This window comes from Streptococcus australis, assembly GCF_047463015.1.
In the GTDB taxonomy this organism is placed as follows: Bacteria; Bacillota; Bacilli; order Lactobacillales; family Streptococcaceae; genus Streptococcus; species Streptococcus australis_F.
The window spans coordinates 64,349-80,555 of the sequence record NZ_JASHER010000001.1; the positions used below are offsets into that span (position 1 = coordinate 64,349).

Consider the following 16,207-nt stretch of genomic DNA (forward strand, 5'->3'; position numbering starts at 1 on the left):
ATGAAAGTTTGCTCTAACTTAATTTTCGCTTTTCTCTTCTTCTAGGTGGCTTCTCAGACTGAAATGATCTGGAACTGGATCTACTCCAGTCTTGCTCCAGGGATGGCAACGAAGAATCCGGGCAAGCCCCATCAGAATCCCTTTCAAACCATGCCGTTCAATAGCCTGAATCATATAGTTGGAACAGGTAGGACTATAGCGACAGGAGGGTGGAAAGAGGGGAGAAAGAAGGCGTTGATAGAGACGAACAAGGCCAATCGCACATTTCTTCATTATTTTTTCGTCTTTGTCACTGCAAGGGTATGCAATTGGCTGATTTCTTTTTTATTGAGACGGCGGTATTCACCAGGACGAAGTCCAGAAACGTCTAGATTTCCAAATTGGGTCCGGGACAATTTATCCACCAAGAGGCCAACGGCTTCAAACATCTTTTTGACCTGGTGATTGCGTCCTTCATGGATGGTCAATTGGACAACTGAGCGATTCTTTTCTGGATCAACCTTTAGAATCTCATAGATTGCTGGCTTGGTCTTTTTGCCATCGATGGTCACACCACGAGTCAAGGGACGCAAGTTTTCTTTGTTCGCCAATCCCTTCACGCGCGCAACATAAACCTTATCAATCTCATTACGCGGGTGGATCATTTCATCCGTAAAATCACCATCATTGGTCAAAATCAGGACACCAGAAGTATCCCAGTCCAAACGACCGACAGGATAAATCCGTTCCTTGACTTGCGGTAACAAATCAATAACAGTTGGTCTCCCTTTATCGTCTGATACACTGGAGATGACCCCTCTTGGTTTATTTAAGAGGTAGTAAACCTTCTCCTCGTTGTATATTGGTTGACCTTCTACTTCTACCTTGTCTCCAGACTTGATCGTTGTCGCCAATTCACGGACCACTTGGCCATTTACAGTGACAAGGCCTTGCTTAATCAATTCCTCTGCTTTGCGGCGGCTTGCGACACCAGCATGAGCAATATATTTGTTAATTCTCATCAATTTCCTCAGTTCTTTCTGTAAATAATTGGCTTTCTTGACCGATTAACTCAGTCTCTTCAACAATTGGTAGCTCGTCTAGGTGGTTAATCCCCATGTAATCCAAAAAGTAATCTGTCGTCACATAGAGATTAGGTCTCCCAATGACTTCTTTCTTCCCATCTTCTCGAATCAACTCAAAAGAAAGTAATTTTGAAATAGCCCCGCTAGAGTTCACCCCTCGAATATCATCGACTTCAATCCGAGTAATCGGCTGTTTATAGGCAATGATGGAGAGAGTTTCCAAGGCGGCACGAGAGAGACTTTGATTCATTGGTGACTTTGAATACTCACGTAACAGCTCTGCATATTGGGACTTGGTCACTAATTTATAGGTTGACGCTGTCTCCAATAAGGCCATACTAGAATCTTGATCCTGCTCATATTTCTGGGCCAATTTTTCTAAACTCTGAATCACCCCTGTGGGAGGAAGGGATAAGAGGTCGGCAATCTGCCTCACCGTTAAACCATCTTCTCCTGCAACAAACAAGAGGGCCTCCATCTCTGCAATTTTACTCATTCTTTAATCCTACTAAAATAATATCTCCAAATGGTTCTTCCTGAAGAGCCTCAACTTCTTGTACTTTAATTAATTCCAAAGTCGCCAAAAAGACTGTAATCAGTTTGTTGACATCCTTGGCTTCCTCAAAAATATCTTGTAGTAAGATTCTCTTACCAGGTTGACACAAGTGACGAACAACATTCATCAGGTCTTCAATTTTATACTCGTCTCGAACAATGGTCGTATGATTTTGTCGAAATTCTTCCTTCTTTTTCGTTAACAATTTTGAAAAGGCCAAGAAAAGATCTATCGTGGTCTTGTCATGGACCAATTCAGCATCATCATAGACTAATTCCGTTTTGGGTTTTGAAAAGTACTGGGCTCTCTCCTCGTGTTGAAGGGCCATCTTTTCACCCAATAGTTTAAACTTCCGGTACTCTTCGATTTGAGACAGGAGATCCTGCTCCAAATCTTCTTCATCCGTTGCTTGCTCCGCAATTTTTGGAAGGAGACGCCGACTCTTAATCAAGGTCAATTGACTGGCCATCAGCATGTATTCACCAGCAACCTCAAGTCGCATGGCTTGAAGGGTCGTTAGATAGGCCAAGTACTGCTCGATCACCTCAATTAGAGGAACCTCATAAATATCCATTTGGTATTTTGAAACGAGGTGTAAGAGAAGATCCAAAGGACCTTCAAAATCCTTTATTTTAATATCCATTACTTATACTTTTCTAAGGTAACAAGAGTTTTTAAACCGAGCTCGCGGGCGATGCTAAACAGATCCATCCCCTGTTCTCTTTGTTTTAAAATGTATTGTTCTCGTAAGGATTGTGCCGAAAGATTCTCAAATCCTTTTTCCAATAGGAAGGACTCTAATTGACGGAAGCCCCACTGACGCGAATAGGCCTTGCCCTTGTTATCAAATAAATAAGTCCCCGTCATCAAATCCGTCAACTCTCCTAGAAGAGCATCCGGAATACGCAAGACCCGTTTTTGTCCTTCTTTTCCTACTCGTAAAACCTGAAAATCGAGTTCAATATCAACGATTTTCAACTGAAGAATTTCACTGGGCAACAAGCCCATCTCGACAATCAATAGGGCAATCAAGCGACCTTGGGATTGCTCTGACCCTTCCCACAAGAGGGATAAGTCCAATAGTTCTTGATCGTGGCTTTTCGGCACAGAGACTTTTGGAAGGACTAAGCGATGGTAATCCTCGATAACTTGATGTTGATAAAGATAAAACAAAAATTGGTTGACGGCTGAAAGCTTCCGTTTTTGAACAGCTGGTTTAAAATCTTTAATCGAAGCTTGATAAATTCGAAGATTGGTATCTGAGACATGGTTATGAACAGTATCCACGAACTGATCCAAATCATAAGAATAAGCCGTCTGTGAATTTTCACTTAAGTCTTTTTCTTTGATAAAACTAGCTATGTATTCTTTCATTTTTTCCTCATCTCATATTCATTTGAGAAATTGTGCATGAGGGAGTTGATGGCTTTTAAAATAGATTTTCGAGTGATGATCCCTTCAAAGATTCCATCCTCTGAAACAACCGGTAGAAAGGATTCCTCTACCAACTTATGCAAGACTTCCGTCACAGTATAGTCTTTTCCAAGGCGCTCCCCATCCGTTTTTGTCATATGAACGATGTCCATGGATGAAAAGACTTCATCAGAATAATCATGTTTCATTTGGTAAGAAAGAATATCTGTTAAAGAAATCGTCCCTACGTATTTCATTTGATCGGTCACAACAGGAACACGAGTGTAGCTAATTTGACTCAGCACCAAGATGGCATGATCCACATTATGCGTATCAATCAAGACAGCCAAATTGCGCGCTGGAGTCAAAAAAGTCTTTTCTTCTCGGAGAATAAACTCCTCAAATTCCTTGGCGATCATCGATCAAACTCCTTTGTAAGAGGTTCATAGACCTCATGTTTCCGATTTAAAAATTCAACTCGATAGGAATCTGCATCAATTTCCACTTTAGCATAGAGGCACTCTTGAATAGGCCCCCTCGGTAAACTGACTGACCCAGGGTTCAGAAAAAGGGTACGCCCTTCCTTCCAAGCATCCGGAATATGCAGATGGCCATAGAGGCAGATATCTGCATCTTCTTCCTGGGCCCACAAATCTAACTTTTGAAAACTAAAATTAATTTGGAAAAGATGACCATGGGTTTGAATAATCCGAGTAGGACCCAATTGCGTCACCAGACGTTCAGGGTACTCCCCATAAAAGTCCATGTTCCCTTTGACAACATGAATGCCTTCCCATACAGGGTCGGTACTTTCTAACTCAGAATCCCCGTTGTGAAAAATGGCATCGACCTTTCCTTTATAGTGGTTTTTGATCTCTTCTACGATCTGACGATCTCCATGAGAATCACTCATGACGATAATTACTTGTTCTGCCATGCTGGGAACACCTCCACTAATTTCTTCACGGCTAAAGCACGATGCGATTGTTGATTTTTCTCCTCTAGAGTTAGTTGAGCAGATGTCTTACCTGTTTCTCCTACTAAAAAGAGGGGATCATAGCCAAACCCGTTCTCACCTTTTGGTTCAAAATTGATATATCCTGGCCAATCCGCCTCCACAACAAGGCTCTCCTTACCAGGACTGGCAACGACTAAGGTTGTGTGAAATTTAGCTGACCGATCCTTCAATTCAAACACCATCGCCAACTCATGTAAGAGCTTGGCATTGTTCTCTAAATCAGTCGCTCCCACACCTGCAAAGCGAGCAGACCAGACACCTGGTAAGCCCCCAAGGATGTCAACCATAAGGCCTGAATCATCCGCCAAGACCATTTTCCCTGTTAGCTGTGAAATCGTCTCAGCTTTTAGGCGAGCATTTTCTTCGAAAGTCATTCCTGTTTCAACTACTTCTGGAAGATCAGGATAATCATTGAGATTCTCCACTTCAAAGCCCATTTGCTCAAAAATCTGACGAAACTCTTTGGTTTTTCCTTCATTCCGAGTAGCGATTAACAAGCGATCCTTGAGGCCTTCCTGCCCCAAAAAATCTGCAAGTGGAAGACCATTTTGGGGCAGATAAACCGAGAGCAATTGTTCTCCTTCTACAATGAGAAGGGCTCCTTGGCGTTGCACGATTTCAATTTTCCGGCCTAGTGTTTCCTCCACGATTTGAAAGAGGAAGGTTAAAAACTGCAAACTAGAGGCGTAACGGACAACTGTAACATTCAGCGGGAAGCCCAAGTCTGTGTCTCCAACTAGTGATTCTACTAAGTCAACAAGCTCAGAAGCTTCTGAAGTGACTTCACTATATTCGTTATAGTCACTCCGCTCTCCCCATTCAGCTAGAAACCAATTTAAGGCATCTTTGTATTCATATATCTTTTGGTTCATAATTCTACATGCTCCACATGAACGACTTGCTGCAACCAAGTCTTGGCAATCGCTGCAAAACTGGCTGCATTGGCCGTTGTATAAAATTGATGGTGGCAATCCTCCAATTGGCGACTGCGATTAATCTCAAAGTAGTTGAGTAAGACCGAGATATCCCGGACACACTCTGCCCCGCTATCAATTAATTGAACCTCTGGCCCCATGACATTTTGGATAATAGGACGAAGAAGAGGGTAATGGGTGCAGCCCAAAACCAGCGTATCTACCTTCCCGGCAAGGGGTTTCAAGGTTTCATAGACGACTTTTTTTGTAACACTGGACTGCAACTCATTGGATTCAACCAAAGGGACAAATTTCGGACAAGCTAAACTCTCTACTGCCATTTCTGGTGACAGGCTTTGAATCTTCTTACGATAAATATCTGAGGCGACTGTCATCGGTGTCCCAATTACGCCAATTCGTTTGCTTCTCGTCGCCTTGATCGCTGCGGAAGCACCTGGTAAAATCACTCCTAAAACAGGGATATCCAAGGCTTCTTTTACCTCTTCCCATACAACAGCTGTCGCTGTATTACAGGCCAAAACAATCATCTTCACATTTTTCGTTAGGAGAAAACGAACCATCTCCCAAGTATAATCACGAATTTGATCTGCTGGTCTCGGGCCGTAGGGTGCTCTGGCGGAATCACCAATATAGACGACCTCTTCATGGGGTAGTTGTCGCATCAATTCGCGTACAACGGTTAACCCTCCGACACCCGAATCCAAAAAACCAATTGGTCGATTGTCCATCTGCCTTCCTTTCAAAACAAGGGACTAAGAAAAATCTTAAAGTCCCCCTACTTATTTTATTGTGTAATCAGTCTTGCTTTTATTTCTTCTTCGTATTCAAAGATGCTTTTTGTTGGTTCAAAATTTGACGGTAAACTTGTTGTACCTTCGCTTCACTTGGACGTTGACCGCTAGCTCCCAATAAGGTACGAACCGCTTCAACATTCAAACGTGGGTTTGATGCAAATTCTTTTTCAAACTGCTTGCGAAGTAGGTACATACCTGCCAACATCCCACCAAAGAAAGCAAGGATAATCAATAAAATTGTCAAAAATGTAGACATAAGTGTTTTTCTCCTAAATTCAATATTTACACATTTTCTATTATACCAAAAAGGCACTATTTTTCAAAGTCAAAGCCATACAATGTTGCAAAGTAATCCTGTGGTTTTTCGGCCCGTCGGATGAGACGAGTTTGGCCCGATTCTTCTAATAAAATCTCGGCAGAGCGAAGCCTGGCATTGTACTGATAGCCCATGGAATAACCATGCGCTCCTGTATCATGGATGACCAAGAGATCCCCAATCTCAGAGATAGGAAATTCCCGATTCTTGGCAAATTTGTCATTGTTTTCACACAAACTACCAACAATGTCGACTACTTCTGTCTCACCTTCTGGACGATCGAGATTGGTGATATGGTGGTAGGCCCCGTACATAGCAGGACGGAGGAGGTTGACAGCCGAAGCATCTACTCCTAGATAGGTCCGATAAGTCTGCTTCTTATGGGTGACATGGGTGACTAACAAGCCATGTGGTGCCAACATGAAGCGGCCTAATTCTGTATAGATTTTCACTTGATCTAAGCCGGCTGGAACTAAAATGTCCTCGTAAGCCTGACGAACACCCTCCCCAATCACAGCGATGTCATTCGGATGGTCTTCTGGTTTGTAGTTCACTCCAACCCCTCCAGAAAGGTTGACAAAGTCCAAGGTCACCCCTGTCTTTTCAACAACTTCTACAGCCAACTGGAATAATTGCTTGGCCAATTCTGGATAGTAATCATTAGAGACGGTATTTGAAGCCAAGAGGGCATGAATCCCAAATCGCTTAACCCCCAAGTCTTTTAACTCACGGAAGGCTTGGATCAATTGCTCCTTGGTCATGCCGAACTTAGCCTCCTCAGGGTGATCCATGATATCCGTTCCCAGTTCAAACACCCCTCCTGGATTATAGCGGCAAGAGATAACCTCCGGTAGAGTCGCAACTGACTGTAAAAAAGCTACATCTTCGTAGGCATCCAAGTTGATAGTCGCTCCTAGTTGACGGGCAAAGACCATCTCTTCAGCCGGCGTATTATTCGAAGAAAACATAATCTCTTGGCCCGTAAATCCTAATTTTTGAGCCATCAACAATTCCACATAGCTAGCACAATCCACGCCACATCCTTCTTCTTTGAGGATTTTTAGGATGGCTGGATTAGGGGTTGCTTTGATAGCGAAATACTCTTTAAAACCTGGATTCCAAGAAAAAGCTTGATGGAGGGCACGAGCTGTCTGCCGGATACCAGCTTCATCATATAGGTGAAAGGGAGTTGGATAGGTTTCAGTAATTTGTTTTAATTTCTCCCTGCTAATAAATGGACGTTTCATTTGAAGATTCTCATTTCTATCAATTTTCTTTAGTATATCACAAGTTTTCCAACAAAAAAAGCCGGTTCCCCGGCTCTTTCTATTAATCATTGCGTCCAAAAATACGTAAGATATTGATGAACAAGTTGATAAAATCAAGATAAAGTTCCAAAGCCAAGGCAACTACCCAACCATTGGTTGGTTGACCATTGGATTGTTCATAGACATAACGAATCTTTTGATTATCCCAAGCAGTCAAACCTGCAAAGATAATCACACAAAGGATGCTAAGGACATAATCCATACCAGAGCTTTGTAAGAAAATATTCGCAATTGAAGCAATGATGATACCAATCAAGGCTCCCATAAAGGCTCGTCCCATTCCAGACAAGTCTTTTTTGGTCACACGACTAATCGCTGACATGATGAAGAACATCAAGGCACTGACTACAAAAGCTTTATAAACTGTCGCTTGAGCATAGCGAGCAATGATAAAACTCAAGGTAAAACCATTCAAAGCGGAATAGGTTAAAAAGAGAGGCAAGGCCATGGGATTGTTTTTCACCGATTGTCTAGAAGCGACAAGGACTAAAATCAATTCAACGGCAATGGCAATATAGTAGACCCATGGAGCCTGAATTAGAATATACATGAAGGTTTCTTGGAAAAGGGTCATCATCAAAGCTGATACAACAGCTGAGATTCCAACTCCAACTCCGACTAGAGAATAAATTTTGCTATAAAAGCTATTAAGGCCACTTTGTTCGTGGATAACGGTTTGTTGATTCATAATCAATCATTCCTTTCAAACTTAAATTATTATGATTTTAACATTTTTCGATGGAAAAGTCTCCTCTTTGACCACTTTTTTCTCATTGGTTCTGAGGCTTCTTTGATAGCCCAGTACTTATCGACCATGGTCACGAGGAAAGATTCTTTGTAACGTGGTGGAGCAAGCGTCAATCCCCACATGTGTTTGAGGATGATATCCTCTTCTTTTTTATTGAGGCTTGTTATCTTTTTTGCGTTTCGGACAGCTATCCGAGGATGTACCCAGGTATGGCTCTTGTTAAATTTGACCTGTCGCCAATCGTAGTAAAAAAGATCGTGTAAGAGTGCTCCCCTTGCTGTACTTTTGGTATCCCAGCCCATCTTCTTAGAAATACGGTAGCTGGTGTAGCTAACATGAATGGAATGCTCCAAACGATTGGAGTGAATATGATGCGGAATTTCCTTTAATTTTTGAAGTTTTGGGTGTTGAATCAAATGCCCCACTTCAGCCATATATTCTTTATCTTTCTGATACACAAGTCTTACCTCCTTAAATCTAACTAGCTCACTCTTCTTAAATCATAGAAAACATTAAAATCCCTGCTGCAACTGCGACATTCAGACTTTCTGCTTGACCCGGCATCGAGATATGAATCAGCTGATCTGCCTTCTCAGCCATCTGGTCACTAATACCTTGTCCTTCATTCCCCATGACCAGCACAAAAGCAGGGACTTTTTCCACTTTCTTATAGTCAACGGAGTCCTTGGATAAGGTGGTCGCATAGATGGGGAGCTGGCTCTCTTTAATACCTGTCAAGAGTTGCTCTCTGTTTAAACGGATAACAGGAAGATGAAAATGACTTCCCTGCATGGAGCGCAAGGTTTTCATATTATACAAATCCGCAGATTGATCGGTTAAAAACACTCCGTCAAAGCCTGCTGCATCAGCAGTCCGAATCATGGTTCCAACATTGCCTGGATCTTGGACATCCTCTAACAACAAATACCTTCCTTGGGTCAGCTGAAGATGGTGGATCGGATTTATCTTGACTTCAGCCACAATTCCTTGAGGACTTTTTGAATCAGAAATTTCTGCTAAAACCTCAGGAGATACGATGGACACCTTCGCATCTATCTTGATCTTATCTACAAACTCTTCCAAAACAAAGACTTGTTCAATCGGTGCCTGATGATTGACAGCTTCTTCATAAAGATGCCATCCTTCGATGAGGTAGGAGTCTGTTCTGTATTTTTTTTGATGAAGTTTTTTAACTTTTTTAATCCCATTATTGGACTTAGAGGTTATAATATTCATAAGACTATTATACCACATTCACAGGAGGAGCTTCTCCGTCCTGAGTAGGAATTCAATCACAAGGAGAACAAGCATGCAAAAAGTTGAAATGACAGCCCAAGGTCGGGTCCAAGGTGTTGGCTTCCGTTGGGGAGTTTATAGCTTAGCATTAGAAATCGGAGGCATTACAGGTCGGGTCTGGAACAATGATGACGGCACAGTCACTATCCTTGCCGCCTGTGAAGACAATGCCCTCATGGCCAAATTTATCCAAGAAATACGAAAAGGTCCTACTCCTTTTTCCAAAGTTTCTTATCTGGACGTCCATCTGGCAAACTTCGAACCCTACAAAGATTTTAAAATTTCAAATTAAGTCCAGAGAACTATTGTTAATTTGATAAAAAAACAGTAGAATAGAAAGGTATTATTTAAAATTAAAGGATAAAAACTCGTGAAAAAATATAAACGTTATCTACTTGCAGCCCTCAGCTTGTCTGCCCTCCTCCTCTTAACGGGATGTGTCAGCATTGACAAGACGACCAAACAACCGACCGGTTTCGTCTGGAATCTCATTGGAAAACCAATGGGAGAAGCCATCAATTTCTTTGCGACGGATCTTGGACTTGGCTTTGGTTTAGGGATTATCCTAGTAACCGTAATCGTTCGAATCATCATCTTCCCTCTAGGTATTTATCAATCTTGGAAGGCAACCTACCAATCAGAAAAGATGAACTACCTCAAACCGATCTTTGCACCGATTCAAGAACGCATCAAAAATGCAGAGACTCAAGAAGAAAAACTTCTTGCCAACTCTGAATTGATGAATGCCCAAAAAGAAAACGGCGTCAGCCCATTCGGCGGTATTGGATGCTTGCCCTTGTTGATTCAAATGCAATTCTTCTCAGCTCTTTATTTTGCAGCTCAATATACTCCAGGAGTCAACAAGAGCAGTTTCCTTGGCATTGATCTCGGTTCAAAAAGTCTGGCTTTAACCTTAGTTGTTGCTGTTCTTTACTACATTCAAAGCATGCTCTCTCTCCATGGTATCGAAGATGAAACCCAAAGAGAAACTATGAAGAAAACGGCTCTCATGAGTCCAATTATGATTGCAGTCTTCTCTTTGATGGCACCAGCTGGTGTAACCCTCTACTGGGTAGTCGGTGGTTTTGTACAAATTATTCAACAATTTGTCATCAACTACCTCATCCGTCCAAGATTGCGGAAACAAGTAGCTGAGGAATATAAAAACAATCCTCCAAAAGCTCCAGCATCCAATGGACATCGCGTAAAAAAAGATATCACACCTACCAATCCAGCCAACGCTCAACGTTCCCTTCCAACTAACGGAAACAAAAAACGAAACGCTGGAAAACAACGCAACCGTAACTAATACATACAAATAGGCCGAGATAATATCTCGGCCTTTTCCATTACTATAAAAAAAGAGGCTAGGACAAAAGTCCTAGCCTCTCAATTGTCTTTGGATTGTCGAGCAAGACGCAGTGGTTGAGTGGGCTCTACTACGCTGCTTTCATCAGCTTTTACAGCCCTACTCAACTGTGCGGAGGTGGGACGACGAAATCGAATTCTAACGAATGACCGATTTCTGTCCCACTCTCTTTTTATTCTGTTTTTTCAACGTTCAAGATTTTCACTTGGTAGCTTCCTGCTGGAGTTTCAATCGTCACAGTATCCCCTGTTTTCTTACCAATTAAGGCATGACCAATTGGACTTTCATTTGATATCTTACCAGCAAAAGCATCTGCTCCAGCTGAACCAACGATGATGTAGACATCTTCTTCGTCTTCACCAATTTCTTTTACGGTGACTGTTTTTCCGATCGCTACTTCATCAACAGCGACTGCATCACTATCTACAATTTCAGCATAGCGAATCTTTGTTTCTAGGCTGGAGATTTGCCCTTCAACAAAAGCCTGTTCGTCTTTAGCTGCTTCGTATTCACTGTTTTCTGAAAGGTCTCCGTATGAACGAGCAATTTTAATCCGCTCTACAACTTCTGGACGACGAACTAATTTCAATTCTTCTAATTCAAGTTCTAACTTTTGCTTTTCAGCAAGGGTCATTGGATAGGTTTTTTCTGCCATATTTATTTCTCTTTTCTCTTTTCTATTATTTTTTTCGAACTAAAAAGGTGTGGCATGCCACATCCTCCTTAGTTTGAGCTGCTTTCTGTTAATTTGCTATTCACGTGTTCTTCCACGTTTTTAGTGTGTTCCTCAAAAGTTTTCGCAAAATAGACTTCCCCTGTCTCTACATTTGCGACAAAGTAGAGGTAGTCTGTCTTGCTTGGGTTGACGGCTGCTTCAATTGCAGATAGCCCTGGACTATCTACTGGACCAGGCATCAAACCAGTATTCTTGTAGATATTATAAGGTGAATCAATATTGGTGTCAATCGTTGCGTCTTCTTTCAGAGTCGTCTTCTTGCCTAATTGACCTTGTGCGTATAAGATGGCAATATTACTTTGAAGAGGCATATCTTGATTCAAACGGTTATAAAAGACACTGGCAATATCCTTGCGGTCTTTATCTGTAGCGCCTTCTTTTTCAATCAAAGAAGCCAGAGTCAATGCCTCATTGACATCAATGTTTTTAGCTTCCATAGTGTCATAGTAGGCTGAAAGATTTTGGTCCATTGCAGCTAACATTTGGTCCACAAGATCTTCCATTTTACTATCTTTTCCATAACCGTAAGTAGCTGGGAAGAGATAGCCCTCTAAGCGATAGCGTACGCCACTTTCTTTGGACGGCAAGGTTGCGAGTAACTTAGGATATTTGGCTATCATCTTTTCAATAAAAGCATCATCTTGGATTACTTTTAAGAATTCTTCTTGCGTATATGGAGTCTTGGCACCAGATTTAGAACTAGCATCCACAGAAACCACTTGCGCGATTTGATCAATTGTGTAGCCCTCAGGAATCGTAATTTTTCCTAAGACCGGTGGTTCCGGAGTTTTGGTCCCTTGCTCTTGCAATTTTTGAATAATGGTCTCTAGATCCATACTCTTTTGTAGATTGAAATAACCGGATTGGAAGTTTCCATAATTCTTAAACTTGGTGTAATAGTTGAAGAACTGACCATTCTTAATCAAGCCTTTTTTCTCCAAGATAGTCCCAATTTCACGATTGCTAGATCCAGCAGGAATTTCAACGGTTACAAACTCTGTAGACTTGACATCCATTGCATTTAAGTTAGATCGAACATAGGTCACTGCGAAAATTCCAGTTGCAACCATTAAGACAAAAAGAATTCCTAGAACCGTCAAGACGATTCGTTTAGCAATAGTATTCTGTTTTTTCTTTTTCTGAACACGTTGGTCACGATCCTTGCGCGAAACACTAGATACCGGGGTTTCTTTTTTCGAAACTTTTACGGGCTGACTTGAGACTTCTGGTTCTCGAGTTGGCTCTTGAACTGGTAGAGGTGTTTCTTCTTGAGTTTCATCTTCTCTACCTTTAAGGTCGGGAATTTCCGTAACTTCTGGTACTTCTGCTTCCTCTGGAATTTCTACTTTGTCCTGAACTTCGGACTCTTCTGACACAAGTTCAGGAAGTGATCCTTCCGTCTCTTCTTCTTTGTTTTCTGGACTAGAGATTTCTTGAACAGGTAAATCATATTCTTTTTCAACCTGTACAATCTGCTTATTTGCTTCTTCAAGATCACGGAGAATCCGCTCTTTAAAGCTTAATAATTTTTCATTCTCTTGTTGGTTATCAGTCAAATACTTGACCCCCCTTGTCATAATCCTTAATATTATATCTTAAAAGGGATAGAAAATCAATAGGAACGAGGCTTGAGGGCCTCAAATCCTATTGATTACTTACTTGATGGGACCTCCCATACTAAATCGTACCAGACTTCCCCAGCATAGTTAGAGGCCGAGCGACCTTCGTTTACAAAGCAGTTCCTTTCATAATACTCAATCAAGTAATCATGACAGGTCAGGCTGATCCCTTCCCGTCCTTCTTCTAAAGCAACCCTCTTCATGGTCTCAAGCAGGGCTTTCCCAACCCCTAAGCCTTGTGCAGACTGAGCTATCGAAAGACTTGTAATGGTAATAAAACCTCCTGCTAGATGCGACTCATCCCTTACATCCACTGTAAAAGAACGGTCATCCACATATCTCTTTTGAGTAACTGGTCCTTCTAGATAGCCTAGGAGCTGGCCATCCTTTTCAGCCACTAAAAAGCTATTATGAAACGATTCGATATGTTTGGCAAGCACTGTCTCATCTATTGCTTCTTCTGGACTAAAATTTTCCAGTTCTATGGCAAGAATGGCTTCTAAATCATCAATAGTTGCACGACGAATGTTCATTTTTCTTCCTTTCTATAGGGACAGGCACCAACTTAGTTGATAGCCCTCAACTCCTTCTTCGTTATCCCCTATCTCTAGTTGGAAATCATTCATTTCAAAATACGGAATCAGTTCTTCCTGGCAGAGCACATGAATTCCTAACAAGGATTCTTGAGCTACAAGAGACTTGAGTGAGGCCAGTAACAAGGTACCAAAACCTTGTTTTCTAAAGTTTGGAAGAATTTCCAACCACAATAATTTTAAAGAGGGATTTTCGAGCTGATCCTCTGTTTGAATCAGGCAACTCCCAATCACTTGCTCTTCAAATTCCAAGACCAGGGTCCTGAATCCGTTCAGTTCTTGTCGTTTAGCACTTTGAAAAGAAAAATTTTGGGACGTGATCTGTTCGATCTCATCCCAATCAATTTCTTTAGCAAACCGAATCCTAAGGTTTGGTTGCATGGTATCTCCTTATTGAACGTTATTGGTCAAGTTCCCAAGTAAACGTTCAAATGAATATTCATAGGTCTGGATATCTCCTGCTCCCATGAAGACATAGACAGCATTGTCATGATCCAAGAGTGGAGAAACGTTTTCAGCTGTAATCACACCTGATTTCTTGATGATTTTCGCTTCTAGATCTTCCACTTTTACATCCCCATGATCCACTTCACGGGCTGATCCATAAATCTGTGCCAAGTAAACTGCATCGGCCTGGTTCAAGGCATCCGCAAATTCATCCAAGAGAGCAATCGTCCGAGTAAAGGTATGAGGTTGGAAGACCGCTACGATTTCCTTACTTGGATACTTTTGACGTGCCGCATCCAAAGTAGCAATGATTTCAGTTGGATGGTGGGCAAAGTCATCAATGATGACGGTATCGTTGACAATCTTTTCTGTAAAGCGACGTTTGACCCCGCCAAATGTTTTTAAGTGTTCCCGAACTAAATCAAGATCGAATCCAGCGATATAAAGCAAACCAACGACCGCTGTAGCATTCATGATATTGTGACGTCCGAAGGATGGGATTTGGAACTGTCCCAAATCTTCTCCACGGAAGTGAACAGTAAAGGTTGATCCAGTAGTAGAACGCAAGAGATCACTGGCTACAAAATCATTGCCCTCTTCTTCAAAGCCATAGTAATAGATTGGGGCATTAGCTGTAATCCGACGAAGCTCAGGATCTTCCCCATAGATGAACAAGGCTTTGGAGATTTGTTTGGCATAATCATTGAAGGCATTAAAGACATCTTCTAGGCCAGTAAAGTAGTCAGGATGGTCAAAATCAATATTGGTGATAATCGAATACTCTGGGTGGTAAGGCATAAAGTGACGTTCGTACTCGTCTGATTCAAAGACAAAGTACTTAGCACCTTTGGAACCACGGCCAGTTCCATCACCAATCAAATAGCTGGTATCTGTGATATTAGACAAGACATGGGACAAAATCCCTGTAGTAGAAGTTTTCCCGTGAGCTCCTGCTACTCCCATGCTGACAAAATCACGCATAAATTCACCCAAGAATTCATGGTAGCGTTGATAGGTGTAGCCTTGAGCATCTGCATAAGCAATCTCTACATTATTTTCAGGTTTAAACGCATTCCCTGCGATCAAGATTTGATCACCGGTAAGATTTTCTTCACTGAATGGTAAAATGGTAATCCCTGCCTGCTCTAAACCTCTTTGTGTAAAGTAGTATTTCTCCACATCAGATCCTTGTACAGTGTGTCCCATCTGATGGAGCATCAGAGCCAAGGCGCTCATACCTGCTCCTTTTATTCCGATAAAATGAAATGTTTTTGACATAGTTTCTCCTCCTGCTAGTCCAGATTGGTCACATCGAGTTCTTGTTTAATGGGTCTCGTTTGGATGTTTTGATGATCCTTGTTATAGATTTGACTCTTTTTCAAGAAATCATAATTATTCTTCTTTGGCTTTTCTTCTTGGTGAGACTCTTGAACCGGAAGTTCCTCTGCCTCCTCTAAAAGAATCAATTGCTCTTGTTTCAGTCGCTCGCCATATTTGATTAATTCACCTGGATTTTCTTTTTGAAAAGGAGCTGTTGGCTTCACTTTTGGTATGAAAGAAGGGGTGAATTTTTTCCGATTGGGTTTAGAGGCAATATCTGCTGTTAAATAAGGAGCCGTTCGCTTCTTTTTCAAATCAGCTCGCGCTGCTTCACGCGCCTCTTCTGCGTAGCGATTTGCCGGGCTCTTTTTATCAACAGGTTCCTTGAAATCCGGAGCCATTGGCTGCCTTCTTGACTTGGGCACTTCAAATGGTTTTTGAAGAGACTTTTGAAGGGATTTCTGATAGGGCTGCTCTGCAGTCTTTCCAGTAGCAATCGGCTCCCATTCTAAATAATTTTTATCTGTATACTCTCCAAGAATATTACTAATGAAGTCCCCGTCATCATATAAATTCATATGGGGCATTTGAGTTAGCATGATTTCATCATCTGCTACTTGTGGGAAATGCTTATCCGTCATCCTTCTTCTTCCTT

The 16,207-nt window shown here is 41.7% G+C and carries 22 protein-coding genes; 2 read left to right on the plus strand and 20 right to left on the minus strand.

All coding sequences use genetic code 11. The features are described from left to right. Window positions 1-18: 18 nt before the first annotated feature. The 14 genes from yidD to QM873_RS00355 all read right to left on the minus strand — a co-directional run bounded on the left by yidD (window position 19) and on the right by QM873_RS00355 (window position 9,408). Window positions 19-273 carry a membrane protein insertion efficiency factor YidD gene (gene yidD / locus QM873_RS00290; protein WP_048688293.1) on the minus strand — a complete coding sequence of 85 codons (255 nt, stop codon included), beginning with the start codon at window positions 271-273 and terminating at the stop codon, window positions 19-21. Next, a complete protein-coding gene (locus QM873_RS00295; RefSeq protein WP_414278605.1) occupies window positions 273-1,001 on the minus strand; it encodes a pseudouridine synthase in 729 nt (242 codons plus the stop codon). Before QM873_RS00295 ends, yidD begins: the two co-directional genes overlap by 1 nt. Continuing rightward, window positions 991-1,560, minus strand: coding sequence for an SMC-Scp complex subunit ScpB (gene scpB / locus QM873_RS00300; protein WP_023024095.1), 570 nt, complete (start codon window positions 1,558-1,560; stop codon window positions 991-993). Before scpB ends, QM873_RS00295 begins: the two co-directional genes overlap by 11 nt. Further along, window positions 1,553-2,263, minus strand: coding sequence for a segregation/condensation protein A (locus QM873_RS00305; RefSeq protein ID WP_154853585.1), 711 nt, complete (start codon window positions 2,261-2,263; stop codon window positions 1,553-1,555). The genes scpB and QM873_RS00305 overlap by 8 nt, the downstream gene beginning before the upstream one ends. Further along, the gene (xerD, locus tag QM873_RS00310; protein WP_195323677.1) at window positions 2,263-2,994 is read right to left on the minus strand and encodes a site-specific tyrosine recombinase XerD; all 732 of its coding nucleotides are present in this window, start codon (window positions 2,992-2,994) and stop codon (window positions 2,263-2,265) included. Before xerD ends, QM873_RS00305 begins: the two co-directional genes overlap by 1 nt. Beyond that, window positions 2,991-3,452 (minus strand): cyclic-di-AMP-binding protein CbpB, encoded by a 462-nt coding sequence (cbpB, locus tag QM873_RS00315; RefSeq protein ID WP_048715404.1) that lies wholly within the window; start codon window positions 3,450-3,452, stop codon window positions 2,991-2,993. The genes xerD and cbpB overlap by 4 nt, the downstream gene beginning before the upstream one ends. Further along, window positions 3,449-3,970, minus strand: a complete 522-nt coding sequence (locus tag QM873_RS00320) for a metallophosphoesterase (RefSeq protein ID WP_048688308.1) — start codon at window positions 3,968-3,970, stop codon at window positions 3,449-3,451. Before QM873_RS00320 ends, cbpB begins: the two co-directional genes overlap by 4 nt. Further along, window positions 3,955-4,923, minus strand: a complete 969-nt coding sequence (locus tag QM873_RS00325) for a nucleoside-triphosphate diphosphatase (protein WP_023027152.1) — start codon at window positions 4,921-4,923, stop codon at window positions 3,955-3,957. Before QM873_RS00325 ends, QM873_RS00320 begins: the two co-directional genes overlap by 16 nt. Continuing rightward, window positions 4,920-5,714, minus strand: a complete 795-nt coding sequence (gene racE / locus QM873_RS00330) for a glutamate racemase (RefSeq protein ID WP_023027153.1) — start codon at window positions 5,712-5,714, stop codon at window positions 4,920-4,922. The genes QM873_RS00325 and racE overlap by 4 nt, the downstream gene beginning before the upstream one ends. Before the next feature lie 79 nt (window positions 5,715-5,793). Continuing rightward, window positions 5,794-6,036: a YneF family protein gene (locus QM873_RS00335; protein WP_006595782.1), complete on the minus strand. Its 243-nt coding sequence runs from the start codon at window positions 6,034-6,036 to the stop codon at window positions 5,794-5,796. Between the two features lie 56 nt (window positions 6,037-6,092). Further along, window positions 6,093-7,343: a diaminopimelate decarboxylase gene (locus tag QM873_RS00340; RefSeq protein WP_414278606.1), complete on the minus strand. Its 1,251-nt coding sequence runs from the start codon at window positions 7,341-7,343 to the stop codon at window positions 6,093-6,095. A gap of 82 nt (window positions 7,344-7,425) precedes the next feature. Further along, a complete protein-coding gene (locus tag QM873_RS00345; protein ID WP_129270194.1) occupies window positions 7,426-8,112 on the minus strand; it encodes a Bax inhibitor-1/YccA family protein in 687 nt (228 codons plus the stop codon). Between the two features lie 29 nt (window positions 8,113-8,141). Then, on the minus strand, window positions 8,142-8,606 hold the full coding sequence (locus tag QM873_RS00350) for an HDIG domain-containing metalloprotein (RefSeq protein WP_414278701.1): 465 nt from the start codon (window positions 8,604-8,606) through the stop codon (window positions 8,142-8,144). A gap of 61 nt (window positions 8,607-8,667) precedes the next feature. Beyond that, window positions 8,668-9,408, minus strand: coding sequence for a TrmH family RNA methyltransferase (locus tag QM873_RS00355; RefSeq protein ID WP_023024117.1), 741 nt, complete (start codon window positions 9,406-9,408; stop codon window positions 8,668-8,670). Window positions 9,409-9,481: 73 nt separating this feature from the next. On the opposite strand from QM873_RS00355, the gene QM873_RS00360 reads away from it, so the two are divergent. Together QM873_RS00360 and yidC are read left to right on the plus strand one after the other, a co-directional pair. Continuing rightward, on the plus strand, window positions 9,482-9,760 hold the full coding sequence (locus QM873_RS00360) for an acylphosphatase (RefSeq protein ID WP_023024118.1): 279 nt from the start codon (window positions 9,482-9,484) through the stop codon (window positions 9,758-9,760). Window positions 9,761-9,838: 78 nt separating this feature from the next. After that, a complete protein-coding gene (yidC, locus tag QM873_RS00365; protein ID WP_414278607.1) occupies window positions 9,839-10,777 on the plus strand; it encodes a membrane protein insertase YidC in 939 nt (312 codons plus the stop codon). Window positions 10,778-11,009: 232 nt separating this feature from the next. Here yidC and greA read toward each other — a convergent pair whose 3' ends face one another. The 6 genes from greA to QM873_RS00395 form a co-directional block, all read right to left on the minus strand. Further along, window positions 11,010-11,492, minus strand: a complete 483-nt coding sequence (gene greA, locus QM873_RS00370) for a transcription elongation factor GreA (protein WP_023024120.1) — start codon at window positions 11,490-11,492, stop codon at window positions 11,010-11,012. Between the two features lie 68 nt (window positions 11,493-11,560). After that, entirely contained in the window at window positions 11,561-13,162 is a 1,602-nt protein-coding gene (gene mltG / locus QM873_RS00375; protein WP_462217792.1) for an endolytic transglycosylase MltG, read from the minus strand. A gap of 62 nt (window positions 13,163-13,224) precedes the next feature. Continuing rightward, complete coding sequence (locus tag QM873_RS00380; RefSeq protein ID WP_414278609.1) at window positions 13,225-13,725, minus strand: GNAT family N-acetyltransferase; 501 nt, start codon at window positions 13,723-13,725, stop codon at window positions 13,225-13,227. Between the two features lie 12 nt (window positions 13,726-13,737). Next, window positions 13,738-14,166 carry a GNAT family N-acetyltransferase gene (locus QM873_RS00385; RefSeq protein ID WP_023027159.1) on the minus strand — a complete coding sequence of 143 codons (429 nt, stop codon included), beginning with the start codon at window positions 14,164-14,166 and terminating at the stop codon, window positions 13,738-13,740. A gap of 9 nt (window positions 14,167-14,175) precedes the next feature. Beyond that, the gene (gene murC, locus QM873_RS00390) at window positions 14,176-15,510 is read right to left on the minus strand and encodes a UDP-N-acetylmuramate--L-alanine ligase (RefSeq protein ID WP_006595771.1); all 1,335 of its coding nucleotides are present in this window, start codon (window positions 15,508-15,510) and stop codon (window positions 14,176-14,178) included. A 14-nt stretch (window positions 15,511-15,524) separates the two neighbouring features. Next, the gene (locus tag QM873_RS00395; RefSeq protein ID WP_023027160.1) at window positions 15,525-16,193 is read right to left on the minus strand and encodes a hypothetical protein; all 669 of its coding nucleotides are present in this window, start codon (window positions 16,191-16,193) and stop codon (window positions 15,525-15,527) included. Window positions 16,194-16,207 lie beyond the last annotated feature (14 nt).

Coding starts and splice junctions, on each gene's coding strand:
- murC (WP_006595771.1), bottom strand. CDS start 15,510: ATGTCAAAAACATTTCATTTTATCGGAATAAAAGGAGCAGGTATGAGC.
- QM873_RS00340 (WP_414278606.1), bottom strand. CDS start 7,343: ATGAAACGTCCATTTATTAGCAGGGAGAAATTAAAACAAATTACTGAA.
- QM873_RS00395 (WP_023027160.1), bottom strand. CDS start 16,193: ATGACGGATAAGCATTTCCCACAAGTAGCAGATGATGAAATCATGCTA.
- QM873_RS00385 (WP_023027159.1), bottom strand. CDS start 14,166: ATGCAACCAAACCTTAGGATTCGGTTTGCTAAAGAAATTGATTGGGAT.
- racE (WP_023027153.1), bottom strand. CDS start 5,714: ATGGACAATCGACCAATTGGTTTTTTGGATTCGGGTGTCGGAGGGTTA.
- QM873_RS00355 (WP_023024117.1), bottom strand. CDS start 9,408: ATGAATATTATAACCTCTAAGTCCAATAATGGGATTAAAAAAGTTAAA.
- QM873_RS00305 (WP_154853585.1), bottom strand. CDS start 2,263: ATGGATATTAAAATAAAGGATTTTGAAGGTCCTTTGGATCTTCTCTTA.
- QM873_RS00335 (WP_006595782.1), bottom strand. CDS start 6,036: ATGTCTACATTTTTGACAATTTTATTGATTATCCTTGCTTTCTTTGGT.
- yidD (WP_048688293.1), bottom strand. CDS start 273: ATGAAGAAATGTGCGATTGGCCTTGTTCGTCTCTATCAACGCCTTCTT.
- QM873_RS00295 (WP_414278605.1), bottom strand. CDS start 1,001: ATGAGAATTAACAAATATATTGCTCATGCTGGTGTCGCAAGCCGCCGC.
- scpB (WP_023024095.1), bottom strand. CDS start 1,560: ATGAGTAAAATTGCAGAGATGGAGGCCCTCTTGTTTGTTGCAGGAGAA.
- greA (WP_023024120.1), bottom strand. CDS start 11,492: ATGGCAGAAAAAACCTATCCAATGACCCTTGCTGAAAAGCAAAAGTTA.
- QM873_RS00360 (WP_023024118.1), top strand. CDS start 9,482: ATGCAAAAAGTTGAAATGACAGCCCAAGGTCGGGTCCAAGGTGTTGGC.
- QM873_RS00345 (WP_129270194.1), bottom strand. CDS start 8,112: ATGAATCAACAAACCGTTATCCACGAACAAAGTGGCCTTAATAGCTTT.
- QM873_RS00320 (WP_048688308.1), bottom strand. CDS start 3,970: ATGGCAGAACAAGTAATTATCGTCATGAGTGATTCTCATGGAGATCGT.
- QM873_RS00380 (WP_414278609.1), bottom strand. CDS start 13,725: ATGAACATTCGTCGTGCAACTATTGATGATTTAGAAGCCATTCTTGCC.
- QM873_RS00350 (WP_414278701.1), bottom strand. CDS start 8,606: ATGGCTGAAGTGGGGCATTTGATTCAACACCCAAAACTTCAAAAATTA.
- QM873_RS00325 (WP_023027152.1), bottom strand. CDS start 4,923: ATGAACCAAAAGATATATGAATACAAAGATGCCTTAAATTGGTTTCTA.
- cbpB (WP_048715404.1), bottom strand. CDS start 3,452: ATGATCGCCAAGGAATTTGAGGAGTTTATTCTCCGAGAAGAAAAGACT.
- xerD (WP_195323677.1), bottom strand. CDS start 2,994: ATGAAAGAATACATAGCTAGTTTTATCAAAGAAAAAGACTTAAGTGAA.